The sequence below is a fragment of the Streptomyces sp. NBC_01450 genome (genome assembly GCF_036227505.1).
GTDB lineage: Bacteria > Actinomycetota > Actinomycetes > Streptomycetales > Streptomycetaceae > Streptomyces.
In genome coordinates this window covers 1-15,066 of the sequence record NZ_CP109481.1, presented here as the reverse complement: position 1 = coordinate 15,066, position 15,066 = coordinate 1, and the positions used below count along the sequence as shown (strand labels likewise).

The following is a 15,066-nucleotide window of genomic DNA, read 5'->3' as shown; positions in this document are numbered from 1 at the left end:
GTGTGGGGTCAAGTAGGAGCAGACTGGTCGGATGCAGCTCACTCAGGTGCGAAGTCGCCTCTTTCGCAACATCGTTGACAGCGGCGACGTCGCTATTGCGCCGGATGTCACGGCGCTGGTCGGCAAGAACGAGAGCGGGAAGACGGCCCTGCTGACGGCGGTCTACCGCTTCAACCCGGTCTATCCCGAGCACTCCTTCAACCGAGGCCAGGACTATCCGCGCTGGCGGAAGGTCCAGGACACCCGGTCGGGGGAGATCGACAAAGCGAAGCCGATCACCTGCTCCTTCGAGCTGGACGACGACGACCTGAAAGCCATCGCCGACGTGCTCGGCCCCGGTGTGGTGACGGATCGTTCCTACTCCCGGTCCATACCGTATGAGGGCCGACACACGGCCGACCTGCTGGTCGACGAAGGCGTGGCCCTGTCGAACCTCTACGCGGACAAGGACGTGCCGCCCGCCCTGCGCAGCGTCCTTGGAACCCGAAGCATGGCTGCGGCCGTGGAGCAGGCCGAAGGCCTGGAGGTCCCGGAGGACTGCGGCTACACCTCGGAGGACGTCACCGGCTTTGTCGCGGCCGCACACGAGCGGCTGACTGACAGCGCAAGCGCGTGGCAGCGCGCGGTGCGCATCCTTCGCACGCGCGAGCCGAAGTTCTTCTACTTCAGCCTCTACCAGAATCTCCCTGGTCGGATCGCCCTCGCGGACCTCAACGGTCAGGAGGAACAGCCCGGTGCCTCCCCGAAGCAGACCGCCCGGGCCCTTCTGGAGCTTGCCAGCACTACGACCGGGGCGTTGTCGGCCGAGGACTTCGAGGAGCGCAAGGCCGAGCTCGAAGCGGTGAGCAACGACCTCACCCAGCAGGTCTTCGAGTACTGGAAGCAGAACCAGGACCTGTCCGTGGAGATCGACCTGGACAAGACCACGGTCAACACCCCGAACGGGCAGCAGGCCGTCGCCACCCACCTGGACATCCGCGTCAAGGACCGCCGGCACGGGTTCACCAACAACTTTTCCGCCCGCTCCAGCGGCTTCCAGTGGTTCTTCAGCTTCCTCGCCGCGTTCTCCGAGTTCGAGAAATACCCTCACGGCGTCGTCGTCCTCCTGGACGAACCCGGACTGAGCCTCCACGGACGCGCCCAGGCCGACTTCCTGCGCTTCATCAACGAGCGGCTCGCGCCCGTCGCCCAGGTCATCTACACGACCCACTCGCCGTTCATGGTCGAGACCGCCCGGCTCGACCGCGTACGCATCGTCGAAGACCGCGGACCGGACACCGGCGCCGTCGTCACCGACGAAGTCCTCTCCGTCACCGACGACTCGCTCTTCCCGCTCCAGGCCGCCCTCGGCTACGACATCGCGCAGAACCTCTTCGTCGGCGCTGACAACCTCCTGGTCGAAGGAACGAGCGACTACACGTACCTCACGCTGATCAGCGACTTCCTCAAGGAGAAGGACCGCACGCACCTCGATGACCGGTGGCGCATCCTGCCCGCCGGCGGCGCCACGAACATCCCCGCCTTCGTCGCTCTCATCGGCAGCAACCTGCAGGCCACGGTCCTCATCGACAGCACGCCCGCCGCCGTCGCCAAGCTCAAGAACCTCACGGGCAAGGGACTCCTCGCCCCCAAACGCCTGCTCACCGACACGTTCAGCGATGGCGTCAAGGGCAGCGACATCGAGGACCTGTTCTCCCCGGGGGACTACCTCAAGCTCTACAACGCCGCGTTCGGCACCGGGCTGAAGGTCAGCGACCTCAACGGCAACGACCGCATTATCGCCCGGATCGGCCGCGCGACCGGAGCCTCATTCGACGAACACGGACGCCCCGCTGACGCACTGCTCCGCAAGCGGGACACTCTCCTGCCCAAGCTCTCCGAGACGACCCTCAGCCGCTTCGAGCAGCTCTTCACCGCCATCAACCAAACCCTCGCCTGACCCCGCGGGAAGCACACGAAGCAGCGGGCCGTCAGTCGCTGACGGACCACCCATGCAAAAGCTGCTTCTACGCCGCCCAGCCGAGACCGAGGCCAGCCAGCACCTGTCCTCGGATCCGCCGCCCGCGAGCAGTTCGCCACCGTGATCCTCGCGCGGGTCGGCACCAACACCTGGCAGCGGCTCGCCCCGATAGCCGGCCCCGCCCCGAAGCACAGCGCGCATCCGGGCCGCGTCCACGTCGTCCAGGACGGCACCGCCCACCAGACGCAGGCGCTCCCTCCTGACCGACGCCGAAGCCCCCAACTGGCTCGCCGCCACGGCGGCCGGAGAGAGCTGACCCCGCCTCGGACCCACCACGGGCCCCGGAGGATCAGCTTGCCCCGGGGCCCGACGCGAGTGCGACAGCCGGGTGTCTCGCTCTCGTGTCAGCGGCTGGGCGGCTGCGTGGCAGTGACGTGGTCGTCTCGCGTCAGCCCCGTTGTCAGTCCCCCTCCGTAGCCTTGGCGCAGAGTCATCTGCGACAGGAGGGCAACGTGGCCCGCAACTCCATCAATCAGCGTGCGATCGAGAAGCACCTCAAGGAGATCGCCAAGGGCTATGAACGCGCGGCCCGGCGAAACCCGATCCGCGTGCCGATCCAGACGGAGGCGTCTGCAGAAGGAGGCGCGTTGCCTGGCCGTGACACCGCCGAAGGCGCTCCGGTCCTGTCCCGGCTCCTGCTCTGGCTGGAGGAGAAGGCCCAGCTCAGTTCCGGAAGCTACGTCAACGTGGCCCGGTTCGTGGAGGAACAGCAACTGGATGGCGAGGACCCGTTGGTGCTTGCCTTCGAGTTGGAGAAAGACGACCTGGTCAAAGTACTGCGCGCCTATGGGGGCATGCCCCACGTGTATCTCACCGACGCGGGACGCGCCGCGATCCACCGGTTGAAGAAGCTGCGGACAGACCGCGCCGCTCGTCTCCGCTGCACCATGGACGCCTTCCTGCGGTGGCTGTTCGACACCGCCGGCAACCAGCAGCCCGCCGACCCGGCCCTCTTCCTCACCTCGCCTGCTGCCTATTTCGCCGGGTCCGCCATCTCCAGCGACGACCTGCACGAGGCCCTCGCCCACCTGGTAGAGCACAAGCTGATCGAACTCATCGACACCGACCCCGCCACAGTCGCCATCACACCCCAGGGCGTCAGCTGCGCCCTGGCAGGAGGAAGCGTGCAGGACCACATCAACCAGCCCCGCCCCGGCACCACGTACAACAACTACATGCCGAACGCCAAGGGCGTCATCATCGGCGAACAGCAGCACTTCACCCAGACCAACACCGACGGCGTCGACCCGACGTTGTTCGCCCAGCTCGCCGGGTACATCGGCCAGGTCAGCACCACCCTGGGCATGTCCGACGCGGACCGATCCGAGCTGGAGCGCGTCGCCCAGGACCTCCACACTGAGGCGACCTCCGAGAACCCTGAGCCGGGCCGCCTGCGCCAGTTCGCCACCCAGCTCAAGGACAAGCTCCTGGAGGCCGGTACCACCATCGCGGCCACGATGGGCGCTCAGATGGCCGACCAGGCCCTCGCCGCGCTGATCCAGTAGCCCTTACGGCAATGCCACGAGCCCTGGAGGATCCGTCATGACATCCCCGGGGCCCGGCTCGGGGGGCGCAACGTCCAACGACGTTCGACGTTGCGGCTCCCGCCGTCGTGCGTGGGTATTCGACTCTGGCGGTCCGCGCCGTCATGGCCTGCGCTGCGGCGCATCAAAGCTCGTCAGCGGTCACGTTGTGGCCACCTACCGGGAAGGCCGACGACCCGTCATGCTGAACTGGGGCGAACCAGCACACACCACATGACCGAACTCTCGTGACCAGCATGAATCACGCTCCGCCCTAGCTCTAGCCCCAGCGCCGCCTGTGCCGCAACGGCAAGGCCCCGATGCTCGCTGAAAGGAGCAGAGCCGTGCTGGACAGTCACAGCGAAGACGATATTGAACCCGAGACCGATGAAGAACTGTTTCGAAACCCCGTCTGCTATGAGCCGGCGGGACGCAACCTGGACCTTGAGCGGGACGACCTCGGGATCCCTGAAGTGCCGGGACTGCTGGCGACGCTTGTGAGCATGCGCGGACGGGTCCCCGTCGACCGGCGGGGACTCATCTGCCCCGACTGTCGGGACCTTCGAGGCAGGCGCGTTGCCATGTATCTCGTCCAGCGTGACGGCGTGTGGCTGGCATCCCACTACCGGAAGCCAGGCGAGAAGCCCATCAGTCACGAGTCCGACGAGCATCTGGCCAGGAAGGAACGGGTCGCAAAAGATTCAGAAGACCATGGCTACCGAGCCGACATCGAGTCGGCCACGCCGGACGGCCGTGCTCGGCTCGACGTTCGCATCAAAGGCGATAACGGAATTGTCCTGGGCTACGAGCCCCAGCTAAGCCTTCAGTCCGCCCGCACCATGCGTCTCCGTGAGCGATTTCGCCGCCGCGCCGGCATCCGATCCGTCTGGGATTTCGCGGATCCCGATCACGACGGCCTCGGCATGGTCCCATACGTGCGCACGCCTAACCTGCCGGCGTCTGTCATACGTGTCCAGAAGAACCCGATCGAGGTCCGAGACGGGAACTATGTGCTCGAAGATGTGCGATGCAGCCCTGGCGGAGCCATCGCCCGTTGCCCAGGGAAGCCGTATGACCCGGAGAACCCGCTTTCCGATGCTTACTGCGGTCGCCAGCATCTGATCCTCATGCCTGAGCACCAGTCCAGCGCCGCCTACGACACGAGTAAATCGGCACTGACGCTCACCCGATTCATTGTGGAAGCGGCCGGCGGAGCGCGTGTGCCCTTTCGTCGAAATGGCATGTACGGCTGGCTCCCCTCCGACCAGTGGGACCGATATCTGTCAGCGAACGGGCCGGAAGAGCAGTCCTCGAGCGAAGACCGTAGCGCAGTCCGCCGCGGCGACAGGCGAGCCTTGTGCACGGAAGACCGGCCAGCCACGGAAGCTCGCAACGAGCCCAAGAAGCGTTACGAGAGTCGCACCGTCGTCCTCGAGACCCGCGAGGTGACACCCCAGCCCGCTCTGCCCGCGATCGACGCCTCCGGCCAGCCGATCCCGCCTTGCCACATCTGCGGTCAGCCAGCCAGCCTCCGAAATACAGAAGATAAACCCGAGCACTATTCGTGTCGTCAACGGCAGGGTGCTCCCTCCTGAGACTCCAGGACGCACGCCCAGAACGCCCGCTGCGCCCAGAACCGCGCCCGCCTCGTGCGGGCCCTCTACGGAACGGCTGGACCGGCTCACCGAAGCCGGATGGGGCCACCTTTGCCGTCCCGTCGCCGCAGAAACGAACACGGCGCCCGCCCCGGGCATCACTCGGGACAGGCGCCGTTGTCGATCCGTCAGGCAGCCCAGCCCAGCCGAGCCCGAGGGCGGCCAGTACCTGGAGTTTGTCCGCAGTGAACTTGGCGCGCCTGCTTGGTGTTGGACAGAAACACCCCGAGCTTGACCTCTCTACCGCCCTCAACGCTCTACGTGGGCCTGTGAGACCGTCACAGAGCCCGTACGCGCCTTCGTCTTGGCGCCGTCGTCCGGGCGCTAGATCATCGGCCGCCGGCATCGTATCTGTCTGGATCCCAGTTCGCATCGATTGTGGGATCGTCAGGATCATCATCGGGGAGGAACTTGGGATCCGGTTCCCAGTTCACGTAGAAGTCTTCCGGTGGGACATCGAGGATGACTTCGTCACCGAGGTCTCCCAGCTCCCAGAACTCCTCATTCTCGACATCGATGCCGCATGCAGAGCAGGCGAAGATGTAGGGGGTGAAGACCACGACGGGCTCGTTCGTCTCGTCGAGGTGGGTGTCGCCCACGAGCCAGCCCCTCGAACCGCAGGCAGGGCACGGCCTTTCCTCGTCGTATTCCATGTAGCCCGGGGGCTGCTGTGTGATGGTGGCGAGCACGACCTGACGCTCCTTCGGCGCCAAGTGCCCGTAGCGCTGCTCGAAGACGGCCCGCGCCTTGGCGAGCTTTCTCTCTAGCTGGATGCGGGCGGCTTTGACACGTTCCTCAATCAGCCTGTCGTGCAGGGACGTGTAGCTGCCCCAGTAGCTCTCCGGAGCGATCTGCAGCTCAGTGAGCAACGGGTCGATCAGCCGAAGACACGTTGTGAAGACGGTCTGGACTTCGGAGACGTCGTGAACGCCGCTGTGCGCGACCCCATTACGCGCGTTCGCGACTGGCTCGAGGGCCTTCCTGTCGATCGGGATCTGCTTGCGCAGGATCTTGTGAACACGAGAGTGAGCCTCAACGAGGCCGATCGTCTTTGCCTGACTTGCCGGAGCAGACGCATGCGTGCCATGGCCAGTGGCGTGGAGCAGCGAGTCGAAGTCCCTGGCCTCGACTATGAGCGCCGGGTGCAGCGTCGCGAGGTAGGCCTTCAAGAGATGCTCAGCGGCGATCCCGGCATGATGCACCGCGAAGTCAAAGGACTCGGTCCCCTGGCTGAATGCCGTCAGCGCCGCGGTCATCCACTTCTGCGAAGACAGTTTGAGCTGTTTGGCATCCATGGAAGGACCCTAGGGCTGATGAGACAGCGGCGAGGTCCACTTTCCGTGCTCAGCCAGCAGTCGCGCTCACCGCCACGGCGGCCGGAGAGATCTGACCCCGTCTCGGACACGCCACGGGCCCGGGAAGCAGACACCCGGGGCCTGGCTCGGAGCGCGCGGGACAACACGGATCCACCGATGTCAGTGGGGGCTGAGACCATAGAACCGGGCGAAACCGCCCTCACGGGACAGTAGTTGACGATGGAGACAATGCGCACCATGAGACTGGCACTGAATGAGGAATGGGCTGTCGGCGCCCGCATCGGGGGTGGCGGCTTCGGTGCCGTGTTCGAGGCGGAGAACCCCGCCGGCGAGAAGGCGGCGGTGAAGCTCGTGCCCAAGACGCCGGGCACCGAGCGCGAGATGCTGTTCACCGACCTGGACGGCGTCCGCAACGTGGTGCCGGTCATCGACAGCGGTGAGCACGAAGACCAGTGGGTGCTGGTGATGCCCCGCGCCGAGAAGTCCCTGCGCGACCACCTCCAGGAGCACGGTCAGCTGCCCCTCAACGAGGCGGTCGCCGTCCTGTCCGACGTCGCCGAAGCACTCGCCGACCTCAAGGACCGCGAGGTCGTCCACCGCGACCTCAAGCCGGAGAACGTCCTGCTGCTCGGTGGCCACTGGTGCCTGGCCGACTTCGGCATCGCCCGCTACGCCGAAGCCACCACAGCCCAGCACACCTACAAGGGCGCGGGAAGCCTGCCGTACATGGCACCCGAGGTCTGGAAGTACCAGCGGGCCACCGGCGCGACCGACATCTACGCCTTGGGCGTCCTGGCCTACGAGCTCCTGGAGGGCGCCAGGCCCTTCACCGGACCGGCCGAGCACGACTACCAGGAGCAGCACCTGCACGGAACCCCGCCACCGCTCACTACTGCTCCGCCCCTCCTGGCCGCGCTGATCACCGAGTGCCTCTTCCGGGCCCCGCAGGGCCGCCCCGCGGCTGGCAACGTGCTCGCCCGGCTGGGGCAGATCCCCGCGGCCCCGCTCTCCGGCGGGCTGGCCGCGCTCGCGCAGGCCAACCAGGGGGCGGTCGCGCGCCAGGCCGAAGCTGACCGCCGGGCTTCGGCACACGCCACCGAGGCCGACCGCCGCAAGACCCTGGCCGAGGCCGCCACGACCTCCTTCTCCTTGATCGCCGACGCCTCCCTCACAGCCCTCACGGCTGCCGCTCCGAGTGCGGAGGTCCGCAAGGGCAATCAGGGAGGCTGGGCCGTCCGGATCAACGACGCCCAGCTGACCCTGTCCGGACCGAGGGAGACCGCCCCCGAGGTCTGGCGCACCACCTCGACGCCGGCGCCGTTCGACGTCATCGCGTCCGCGATCCTCTCCCTGAAGGTCCCCGCCAACTACCACGGGTACGAAGGCCGCAGCCACTCCCTCTGGTACGCCGACGCGCAGACGGAAGACCAGTACCAGTGGTTCGAGACCGCCTTCATGGACACCCGCTGCGCCCCACCACGGGAACCATGGAGCCCTTCGCGCTCGACCCTCACCACGAATCACGCGCCGCCGTCAGCCCGGGGATGATGCATCAGGTGGCCTGGCCCTTCATCCCGCTCGTCATCGGGGACCTGGACGAGCTCATCAGCCGGTGGGCCGACTGGCTCGCCCAGGCGGCGACCGGCCGACTCACCCACCCCAGCACCATGCCCGAACGCGCCCCCCAGGGCTCCTGGAGGCGATGACCACACGGGGCCGTCTCACAGCGGCCCCGATCCGAGCGCAGAGCGAACGGCTAAACGGCGATGGGGCCGTACGTCCTATCGCACGGCTGGCTCGTTGGACCGGGCATGACGACGACGTACGACACGGCTCCGCGGCCCGTCCCGAAGGCAGAAGACGCCATCCCGGACGGTCCGCTTCGACCCGAGCGAGTCCCGGGAGATCGACCAGCTGTCGCGATCCTTCTCCGCCTTGTCGGGACTTGGCAGAGGCGGTCAGGGGCCTCGATGGCCGTGGCGTCGAAGGAGGTCGGTGAAGAACTCGGTGAGCATCTTCTCAGCCGATGCGCGGTCGGATAGTTCCTGCCCGCCGATGCGGTACACCTCATACCCCTGAAGGGTGAGCCGTCGGTCCTCCGCCATCATCGCTCCGTACCGACCGGAATCGGCAAGCGGGGGCGCGTTCTTCTGCGGATTGTCGCGGGAGTAGTGCTGGATCCCGTCCACCTCAATCACGGCTCGGGCCCGGTGGTTCATGAGCATCAGGAAGTCCATCCGCTGGCGGGCGAGGGCAGGCCGGCCCTGCCGCTCGGCGACGGTGTAGGGGTCATAGTGCAGGTACACCTGCGGGATCAGCGCCGGGACATCGAACCCGAGTTTGACGTAGGTGTCGAAGACCAGCTCCTCGGCGCCGTTGCCACTGAGGGAGCGGCGCAGCCGGCCGCGCAGTTCGCGACGAGCCTCGTCCGGGTCACCGGCAGAGTCGGGCCGTCGGCTCTTCCACCAGGCGGCCAGGTCCGCCCAGCTCAGCCCGTGCTCGCCCAGAGGCCGGTCGTACACGAGGCAGAACTCCTCGTTCTCGACGATACGGATCGCGTTGCCGATGGAGTCCGGGAGCACGATCCGTGGTTTGGGACCGTCCGCGGCAAAGATGAGGTTCTTCATGTCCGTACTGACACCGTGCAGGCCCAAAGGCGCCAGAACCCGGTGCAGGTCCTCGTTGCTGTACTCGCTGACCACGCGCCGGGCTACGGTCACGAGCGCAGGGAGGTCCATGTCCTGGAGCCGCGCCCTGACATAGGACTTCTTGCTGTTGTAGGGGTCTTCATCCGGCTTCTGCGGTGCCAGCCCCAAGTACTCGCACACAGCTGCCAGATCCTGGGCCTTCACGTGTTTCCACAGAGCCTCAGCGATGGCATTGCGAACCTTGAACAGCGGCACTCCGCCCGGTGAGGTCATCACAACATCATGGACGGGACGCTGACCCCCCGGAAGACGCAGTACGGCAAGGGAGCCACGGCAGGAGCACGACAGCAGCATCCTCCGCGTCAGGGTGTACACGCAGCAGCCCTCGCCGGCCCTTCGGCTCGCATCCGCGTACACATAGTCGGCAGGGGGAGTGGTCAGAAGTTTTGGGGCAGCGGGCAGTTGCCTAACGGCCCGCCGCAGCTCCTCGTCCTCGGACGTCCCGACGCATCGGGACGGCTGCGTACGCGGTGGGCCGGACCGATTGTCGCTGCTCCCGGGCCGAGGGCGGGGTATTTGTATGGGGGTCGGCAGTTCCGGTCTCAGGCCCCGCCACCGTTACTTGAGTCCGTGTGCGGCGGCGATGTGGGGGCGTTGCGCGAGGAGGGTTTCGAGGCGGCTTTCGGGCCACAGGTCGATGTGGGGCGCTGTGCCCTCAGAGTTGTGGCGCTCAGCCCAGCTCACGGCGTCGGCGGTGAACCGGCCGCTGGTGGCGATCACAATTCCGCGTACGAGGGGTGGAGGGCGGCTGAGGACACGGGGTAGTCGTCGTCTTGCGTCGGGGGTGGTGTGGTTGGGTTGTGGGGGCGGCGAGCACGGCGAGCTCACGCGGCGGCCGTACGCCGGTTTCGCGTACTCGAGTGGAGGGGTGGTCAGCGCGGCTCCGCCGTCGCCCAGCCACACGGTCTTCCCGGCGCACCAGAGTGATCGAAGTGGAGTATGAGCGGCCGGCCAAGTCCCGGTAGTCGAGGAGCAGCTGAACCGGGACCGAGTGGTCTCGCACGTCCCCAAAGATGAGTTGTTGCACGTCACTAGTAGACTGTCGCAGCTAATTCCTGGGATAGAGGTGGCGCAGTTTGATGCGTGCGTCGTGGGTGGTGAACTGCCAGTCCACCTGACGTTGGTCGGTGTTGGTGGCGTTCTGCCAGGCTGAGAGTTCGGTGTTGAGGGTGTCGAGGTCGCCGATCCGGCGGTCGAGACATTGCCTGGTCAGCGCGGAGAGTTCGATCTCGGCGATGTTGAGCCATGACCCGTGCTTGGGCGTGTGGTGGATCTCGAGGCGCTGAGCCAGGGCGAAGGCCTCTTCTGGTTCGAATGCCTCGTACAGTGAGGCGATGCCGTGGGTGTTGAGGTTGTCCATCACCAGCACAACCGTCTCGGCATCGGGGTAGTCCACGCTCAGCAGCTGCCTGACCTGGCCGGCCCAGTCGATCCGGGTCCTCTGGGACAGTGCCTGAACTCGACGCCACCCGCGCAGGGGTTCGACCCATACGAAGATCGAGCACGTGCCGCAGCGGATGTACTCGCTGTCCTGGCAGGCGTCGTGACCTGGGCGGGCCGGGAGCGGGTCGCGGACATGGCCGAGGAGCTGGTAGGGCTTCTCGTCCATGCACACGACCGGACGTGCCGGGTCATAGGGCCGGGCATAGACGGCCAGTACGTCTTCCATCCGGGCCGCGAACTCCGCGTTCGCCCGTGGTGGGATGGTCCAGCACTTCTTCAGGTGAGGACGCAGTTCCGTTTTTTTAAGACCCGGCCGATGGTGGAATGGTCCAGATCGGGGATGTCCTCGACCAGTGCGACGTGCTTCTCCAGCAGCCGCAGCGACCACCGGGTATAGCCCTGGGGTGGCTGTGAGCACGCCATCGCGATCAGCCGGGCTTCGACCTCACCGGTCACCGGTGAGGGCACCGGCGGGAGGTCGCGCTTCTTCCGCGCGATGGTGGCGTGAACATCGCCACCGGTTTCGGTGAAACGCTTGGCGACCAGCCGCAACGTCTCACCGGAGACGCCGAGCCGGGCCGCGATCACCTCCTGCGAGCCGATCCCGCCTGCAGAGGTGTCGAGTGCGAGCAGCACCCTCGCCCGCCTGATTACCGAGGCCGGATGAACCCCCGTCGTGGTCACCCGGACCAACTCCTCGCGGTCCTGCGCGGTCAGCACCACCGGCCTCTTCTTCTGCGAACCCATCGCACCAGTCCTGTCCGGCAGAGCGGGAGAGGAATCTGCCAGACGCAAGCCTCTCAATCAAACAGCCCATACCTAAGCAGCGACACGCTACTAGGGCTAGAGCACCACCACCCCAGTCAAGGGGCCGGTGCTCATGCTCATCAGGCACCCGTCCCCTTCATCGGCGCGACATTGGTGGCGTCCACGACGGGGCGCAGGCGCCGCGCCAGGGTCACGGCGTCGCCGACGGCCCAGTAGTGGACGAAGAACAGTCGGGGCTGGTCGGTGAGGTTGTGGTGGTGGAGCTCGACGAGGTCGGCACCGCCGCGCCGGAGCCCGGTGAGGACGTCCTGGACCTCGTCGGCGATCACGGCGAAGTCGCCGCTGACCGCGGCTCGGCCGCGGCCGAGCGGCTGGAAGTTGAACGAGGTGGTCGAGCCGAGGCCCGGGGGAAGGAGGAGGTGGCCGTCGGTGATGGCCTCCCGGCGGACGAACGTGCTCTGGTAGACGCCGCTGTCGGCGGTGCCCTTCGTCCCGAGCGCGGCGTCGATGGCCGCGGTGTCCAGGTCGAAGCGTACGGCGAGGGGCACGCCGGGGGGCACGGCGAAAGCGGCATGGGCCTTCGGGAACGGGGTGGCGGTGCGGTCCAGGGCGGCGCGCAGACCGCGGGCGACGGCCACCGGGTCGGTGCTGTGGGCGTGGAGGTGACACCACCAGACGTCGGGCCGCTGGGCCAGCAGGTGCTTGTGGATCGCGGTCTGCCCGATCCCGTGCTCGTACAGGGCGTCGCTGAACGGCTGGAGTTCGCGCTCGGTGACCACCGCGTCGCCCATCAGGAGCGAGCTGCCGTCGGCGTACCGGACGAAGGACACATGGGAGCCCAGGGCGAGCGCGGGGTCGATCATGATGCCCCGGGAGACCACGTGGAGGTCCCGGCGCAGCAGGGGCGTGTGGTACATGAACCGCTTCATCCCGCCCGGTGCGCCGAGGGCCGCGCCCACGTCCGCCCAGTCGGCGAGTTCGGTCATCACCGGCGGGACCGGGGTGTGGACCGGTTCGGCCCCCGGTCCGGCGGTCGCGGCACGGGCGGGGGGAACCGCCCCGATCGCTCCGGTCAGTACGGGCGCAAGGGCGGCGGTGGCCAGCACGCAACGCCGGGACGCTGTCGGTCTGGGGTCGGCGTGCTGCTGTCGGTCATCAGTCATCTCATATGCCTCCTGGCGCGATGGAAGCACGGGAGGACACCCGGACCCGTGATCGGCACCGGCACATGGGCCCAGGTGGGCTAAGCGGGCTGGAGCGGTCGGATGAGCCCACCGCACTCCACCGGACGAGCCCGGGTCTAGCCGTACAGCTCTTCGACCTGTCCCGAGAAGTCGCGCATGACCGTCTCCCGGCGCAGCTTCATCGACCCGGACGGCTTCGCCTACCGGCCGCTGCACCCGCGCTGGCACACCGTCATGGACGGCGGCCTCGACCCACCATCGGCGACGTCATCACCCGGTTCGGCACGTGGGCGAAGCTCGGATTCAGGCCCACCGGCCACTCACCCCGCCGGGGCCTGGCCACCAGTGGAGTGACCCCCGAAATTCCGACACCATGACCAAAACGGGATCGCGGCGTACTGGTGGTCTTCCGGTGTGGGCACCGGGCGACCGAACTCGTGGTGGAAGTAGTCGACCAGATCGGTGCCGTAGCAAATGATGTCCGTCTGGTACATCGACAGCACGGGCGTGCCCGTTCGGTTCGGATCCGCCAGCAGACACCGATGCGAGTAGATCGGCACCATCACCGGGACCTTAGTCAAGTAGATGCGAGCCACCTCCAAGGCGTCCTGAGTGCCCGTCGGCCGCGGATCCCACTCCGGATGCCAGACCGTGGTGTCGGCTAGGGTCGGCAATCCTTACGACGCCGTGGAGGCCCGCGTGGTCACCCGAGAGTAGGACTTGCCGGCCTCGCGGATCCGCTCGACGGACACGGAGAACCAACGAAGCCCCTCGATCGTCGGCGTGTTGAATGAGATCACCACACCAACGACGAGGGGCTTCGCCTTGTTACCTACCCTGACCCACCGGATTCACCCAGCAGGTCGAGATGAAAGGGGTCCGGTCGGTAACGTTTCTTGAACCCTCAGTCTCTGAGATGAGATGGCAGGGAGAGCTTTCCCGAAGCCTTCAGGGCATGGAGTCGCTCGCCAGGATCGATCACCTGGAGAATCTGGTAGGCGTATGCGACCAGAGCGGGCGAGCGATTCGCTACGACTTCTGCATAAAGCCCCCACAGTCCTTCCCTGGCGATGTCCACACATGCGTCAGAGACATCGGCATCCTCATTGTCGACGAGACCGAGAAGTAGGTCGAGAGATTCGACTCGCGCCGCCAATGGTATGTCGCTTGCCAGTCCCGCCATTAGTACAGAAGCGACAGAGGGTGCCGGCTCATGCGGGAAATACTGAGTGAAAACATGTTCAGTGATTCCCGTGTTCAGAGCTTCTTCGCGAGTTTGAGCTCTGAAAAATCGATAGAGATTGGCCGGCAGGTGGGCGGCACTCGCGGAGCAGCCACACTTCAACTTTGCCCAGTCTACTAGGCTGATCTCATTGTCGACGAGTTCCATCACGCTCATTTCTTTCCCCATCTTCCGCCCGGCCATCCCACCCACCTACGGATTCGTGTATGTGCCTCTACCTGGTGTTCCCGAAGCTGAATCGCAGTCATTTACAGCCTTCCTGACGAGTTATTTCCCGACGGTTCATCAGGCCGCGATGTCACGTGTGCAGGGTGCGTGGCGGCACGGCTCCGCACAAAGATGCTGCACAGATTTCAGCTCCAGGTTTCTACCGGGCGGTTCAGTTCTCAGACTTCTCACTGCGTGCGAGGAAACGTTGGAGCAGCCGCATCGCTGGTTCGTGGTTGTAGTGCTCAGCGATCTGCAGGGGGGTCTCCCCATCGGCAGCCGGCAGGCGCGGATCAGCGCCGTAGGCCAACAGGATCGCAGTGGCAGCAGTGTTCAACAGGTGCCCCGATTGCAGATGACCGTCTCCCTCGACGTCGATCGAGTGAGTGAGCAACGTATGACCGAAGCACAGCTCGTTCGGGTCTGCTCCGGCGTCCAGGAGCGCGGTGAGCACCTCGTACTCACTCATTTCCACGGCCGTGTGCACGGGCGTCCATCTCTCCACATCACCAAGAGGATTCACAAAATTCCTGTCATCATCCACCTACGCCTCCAGTCCGCTTTCAGTGTTTTCTCTGGAATCGAGCATCAATACCCAGAGGGTGTCCCTTCATTCTCCCAATCCTACATGCTGCATCAAATTAGAGCAGGCGTTGCACCGACACCCGACCCGGACGAGAAACCCCCACCCTCATAGCCAGCCCGGCCCGCGCCAGCGGGCCCCAAGGTTCTGGAGGCGCAGCCGGAAGGACCGTCAGGCGGGGGAGCGCAGCGGACCCGCCCAAGAGTGCGCAGCACCCCCCAACTCCCGTACAAGAAAGCTAAGTAGCGGGACATGACACACCGTCACCTCAGACAGCGCGCAGCGCGGCTCGCCGGACGCGAAGCGGCCGGCCCCCTCAACTCCCGAAGCGAAGCGAAGGGAGTTGGCCAGGCGAAGCCCGGGCGCGGTGAGCGAAGCGAACCGCGCCGCTTGCATATCGCGTAGCGATATGGTAC

The 15,066-nt window shown here is 66.2% G+C and carries 13 protein-coding genes; 5 read left to right on the top strand and 8 right to left on the bottom strand.

Going from position 1 to position 15,066, the window contains the following annotated elements; all coding sequences use genetic code 11:
• Positions 1-31: 31 nt before the first annotated feature.
• From OG568_RS48195 to OG568_RS48185, 3 genes are all read left to right on the top strand, one after another.
• Complete coding sequence (locus tag OG568_RS48195; RefSeq protein WP_329529704.1) at positions 32-1,939, top strand: AAA family ATPase; 1,908 nt, start codon at positions 32-34, stop codon at positions 1,937-1,939.
• A gap of 533 nt (positions 1,940-2,472) precedes the next feature.
• Positions 2,473-3,525, top strand: a complete 1,053-nt coding sequence (locus OG568_RS48190) for a hypothetical protein (RefSeq protein WP_329529703.1) — start codon at positions 2,473-2,475, stop codon at positions 3,523-3,525.
• A 362-nt stretch (positions 3,526-3,887) separates the two neighbouring features.
• Positions 3,888-5,138, top strand: a complete 1,251-nt coding sequence (locus OG568_RS48185) for a hypothetical protein (protein ID WP_329529702.1) — start codon at positions 3,888-3,890, stop codon at positions 5,136-5,138.
• Between the two features lie 389 nt (positions 5,139-5,527).
• On the opposite strand, the gene OG568_RS48180 is transcribed toward OG568_RS48185, so the two are convergent.
• Positions 5,528-6,493: a hypothetical protein gene (locus tag OG568_RS48180; protein WP_329529701.1), complete on the bottom strand. Its 966-nt coding sequence runs from the start codon at positions 6,491-6,493 to the stop codon at positions 5,528-5,530.
• Between the two features lie 258 nt (positions 6,494-6,751).
• Here OG568_RS48180 and OG568_RS48175 point away from each other — a divergent pair, with 258 nt between their 5' ends.
• Both OG568_RS48175 and OG568_RS48170 read left to right on the top strand, forming a co-directional pair.
• Complete coding sequence (locus OG568_RS48175; RefSeq protein WP_329529700.1) at positions 6,752-8,062, top strand: serine/threonine-protein kinase; 1,311 nt, start codon at positions 6,752-6,754, stop codon at positions 8,060-8,062.
• Between the two features lie 8 nt (positions 8,063-8,070).
• Positions 8,071-8,220, top strand: coding sequence for a hypothetical protein (locus OG568_RS48170; RefSeq protein WP_329529699.1), 150 nt, complete (start codon positions 8,071-8,073; stop codon positions 8,218-8,220).
• Between the two features lie 252 nt (positions 8,221-8,472).
• On the opposite strand, the gene OG568_RS48165 is transcribed toward OG568_RS48170, so the two are convergent.
• The 7 genes from OG568_RS48165 to OG568_RS48135 form a co-directional block, all read right to left on the bottom strand.
• Positions 8,473-9,435 carry a hypothetical protein gene (locus OG568_RS48165; protein ID WP_329529698.1) on the bottom strand — a complete coding sequence of 321 codons (963 nt, stop codon included), beginning with the start codon at positions 9,433-9,435 and terminating at the stop codon, positions 8,473-8,475.
• An 835-nt stretch (positions 9,436-10,270) separates the two neighbouring features.
• The gene (locus OG568_RS48160; protein ID WP_266624874.1) at positions 10,271-11,053 is read right to left on the bottom strand and encodes an IS630 family transposase; all 783 of its coding nucleotides are present in this window, start codon (positions 11,051-11,053) and stop codon (positions 10,271-10,273) included.
• On the bottom strand, positions 10,942-11,412 hold the full coding sequence (locus OG568_RS48155) for a helix-turn-helix domain-containing protein (protein ID WP_266624875.1): 471 nt from the start codon (positions 11,410-11,412) through the stop codon (positions 10,942-10,944). The genes OG568_RS48160 and OG568_RS48155 overlap by 112 nt, the downstream gene beginning before the upstream one ends.
• A 140-nt stretch (positions 11,413-11,552) precedes the next feature.
• Complete coding sequence (locus OG568_RS48150) at positions 11,553-12,596, bottom strand: DUF1259 domain-containing protein (RefSeq protein WP_329529697.1); 1,044 nt, start codon at positions 12,594-12,596, stop codon at positions 11,553-11,555.
• Positions 12,597-12,937: 341 nt separating this feature from the next.
• On the bottom strand, positions 12,938-13,180 hold the full coding sequence (locus tag OG568_RS48145; RefSeq protein ID WP_329529696.1) for a hypothetical protein: 243 nt from the start codon (positions 13,178-13,180) through the stop codon (positions 12,938-12,940).
• Positions 13,181-13,521: 341 nt separating this feature from the next.
• Complete coding sequence (locus OG568_RS48140; RefSeq protein WP_329529695.1) at positions 13,522-14,043, bottom strand: hypothetical protein; 522 nt, start codon at positions 14,041-14,043, stop codon at positions 13,522-13,524.
• A 196-nt stretch (positions 14,044-14,239) separates the two neighbouring features.
• The gene (locus OG568_RS48135) at positions 14,240-14,611 is read right to left on the bottom strand and encodes an ankyrin repeat domain-containing protein (protein WP_329529694.1); all 372 of its coding nucleotides are present in this window, start codon (positions 14,609-14,611) and stop codon (positions 14,240-14,242) included.
• Between the last annotated feature and the right edge of the window lie 455 nt (positions 14,612-15,066).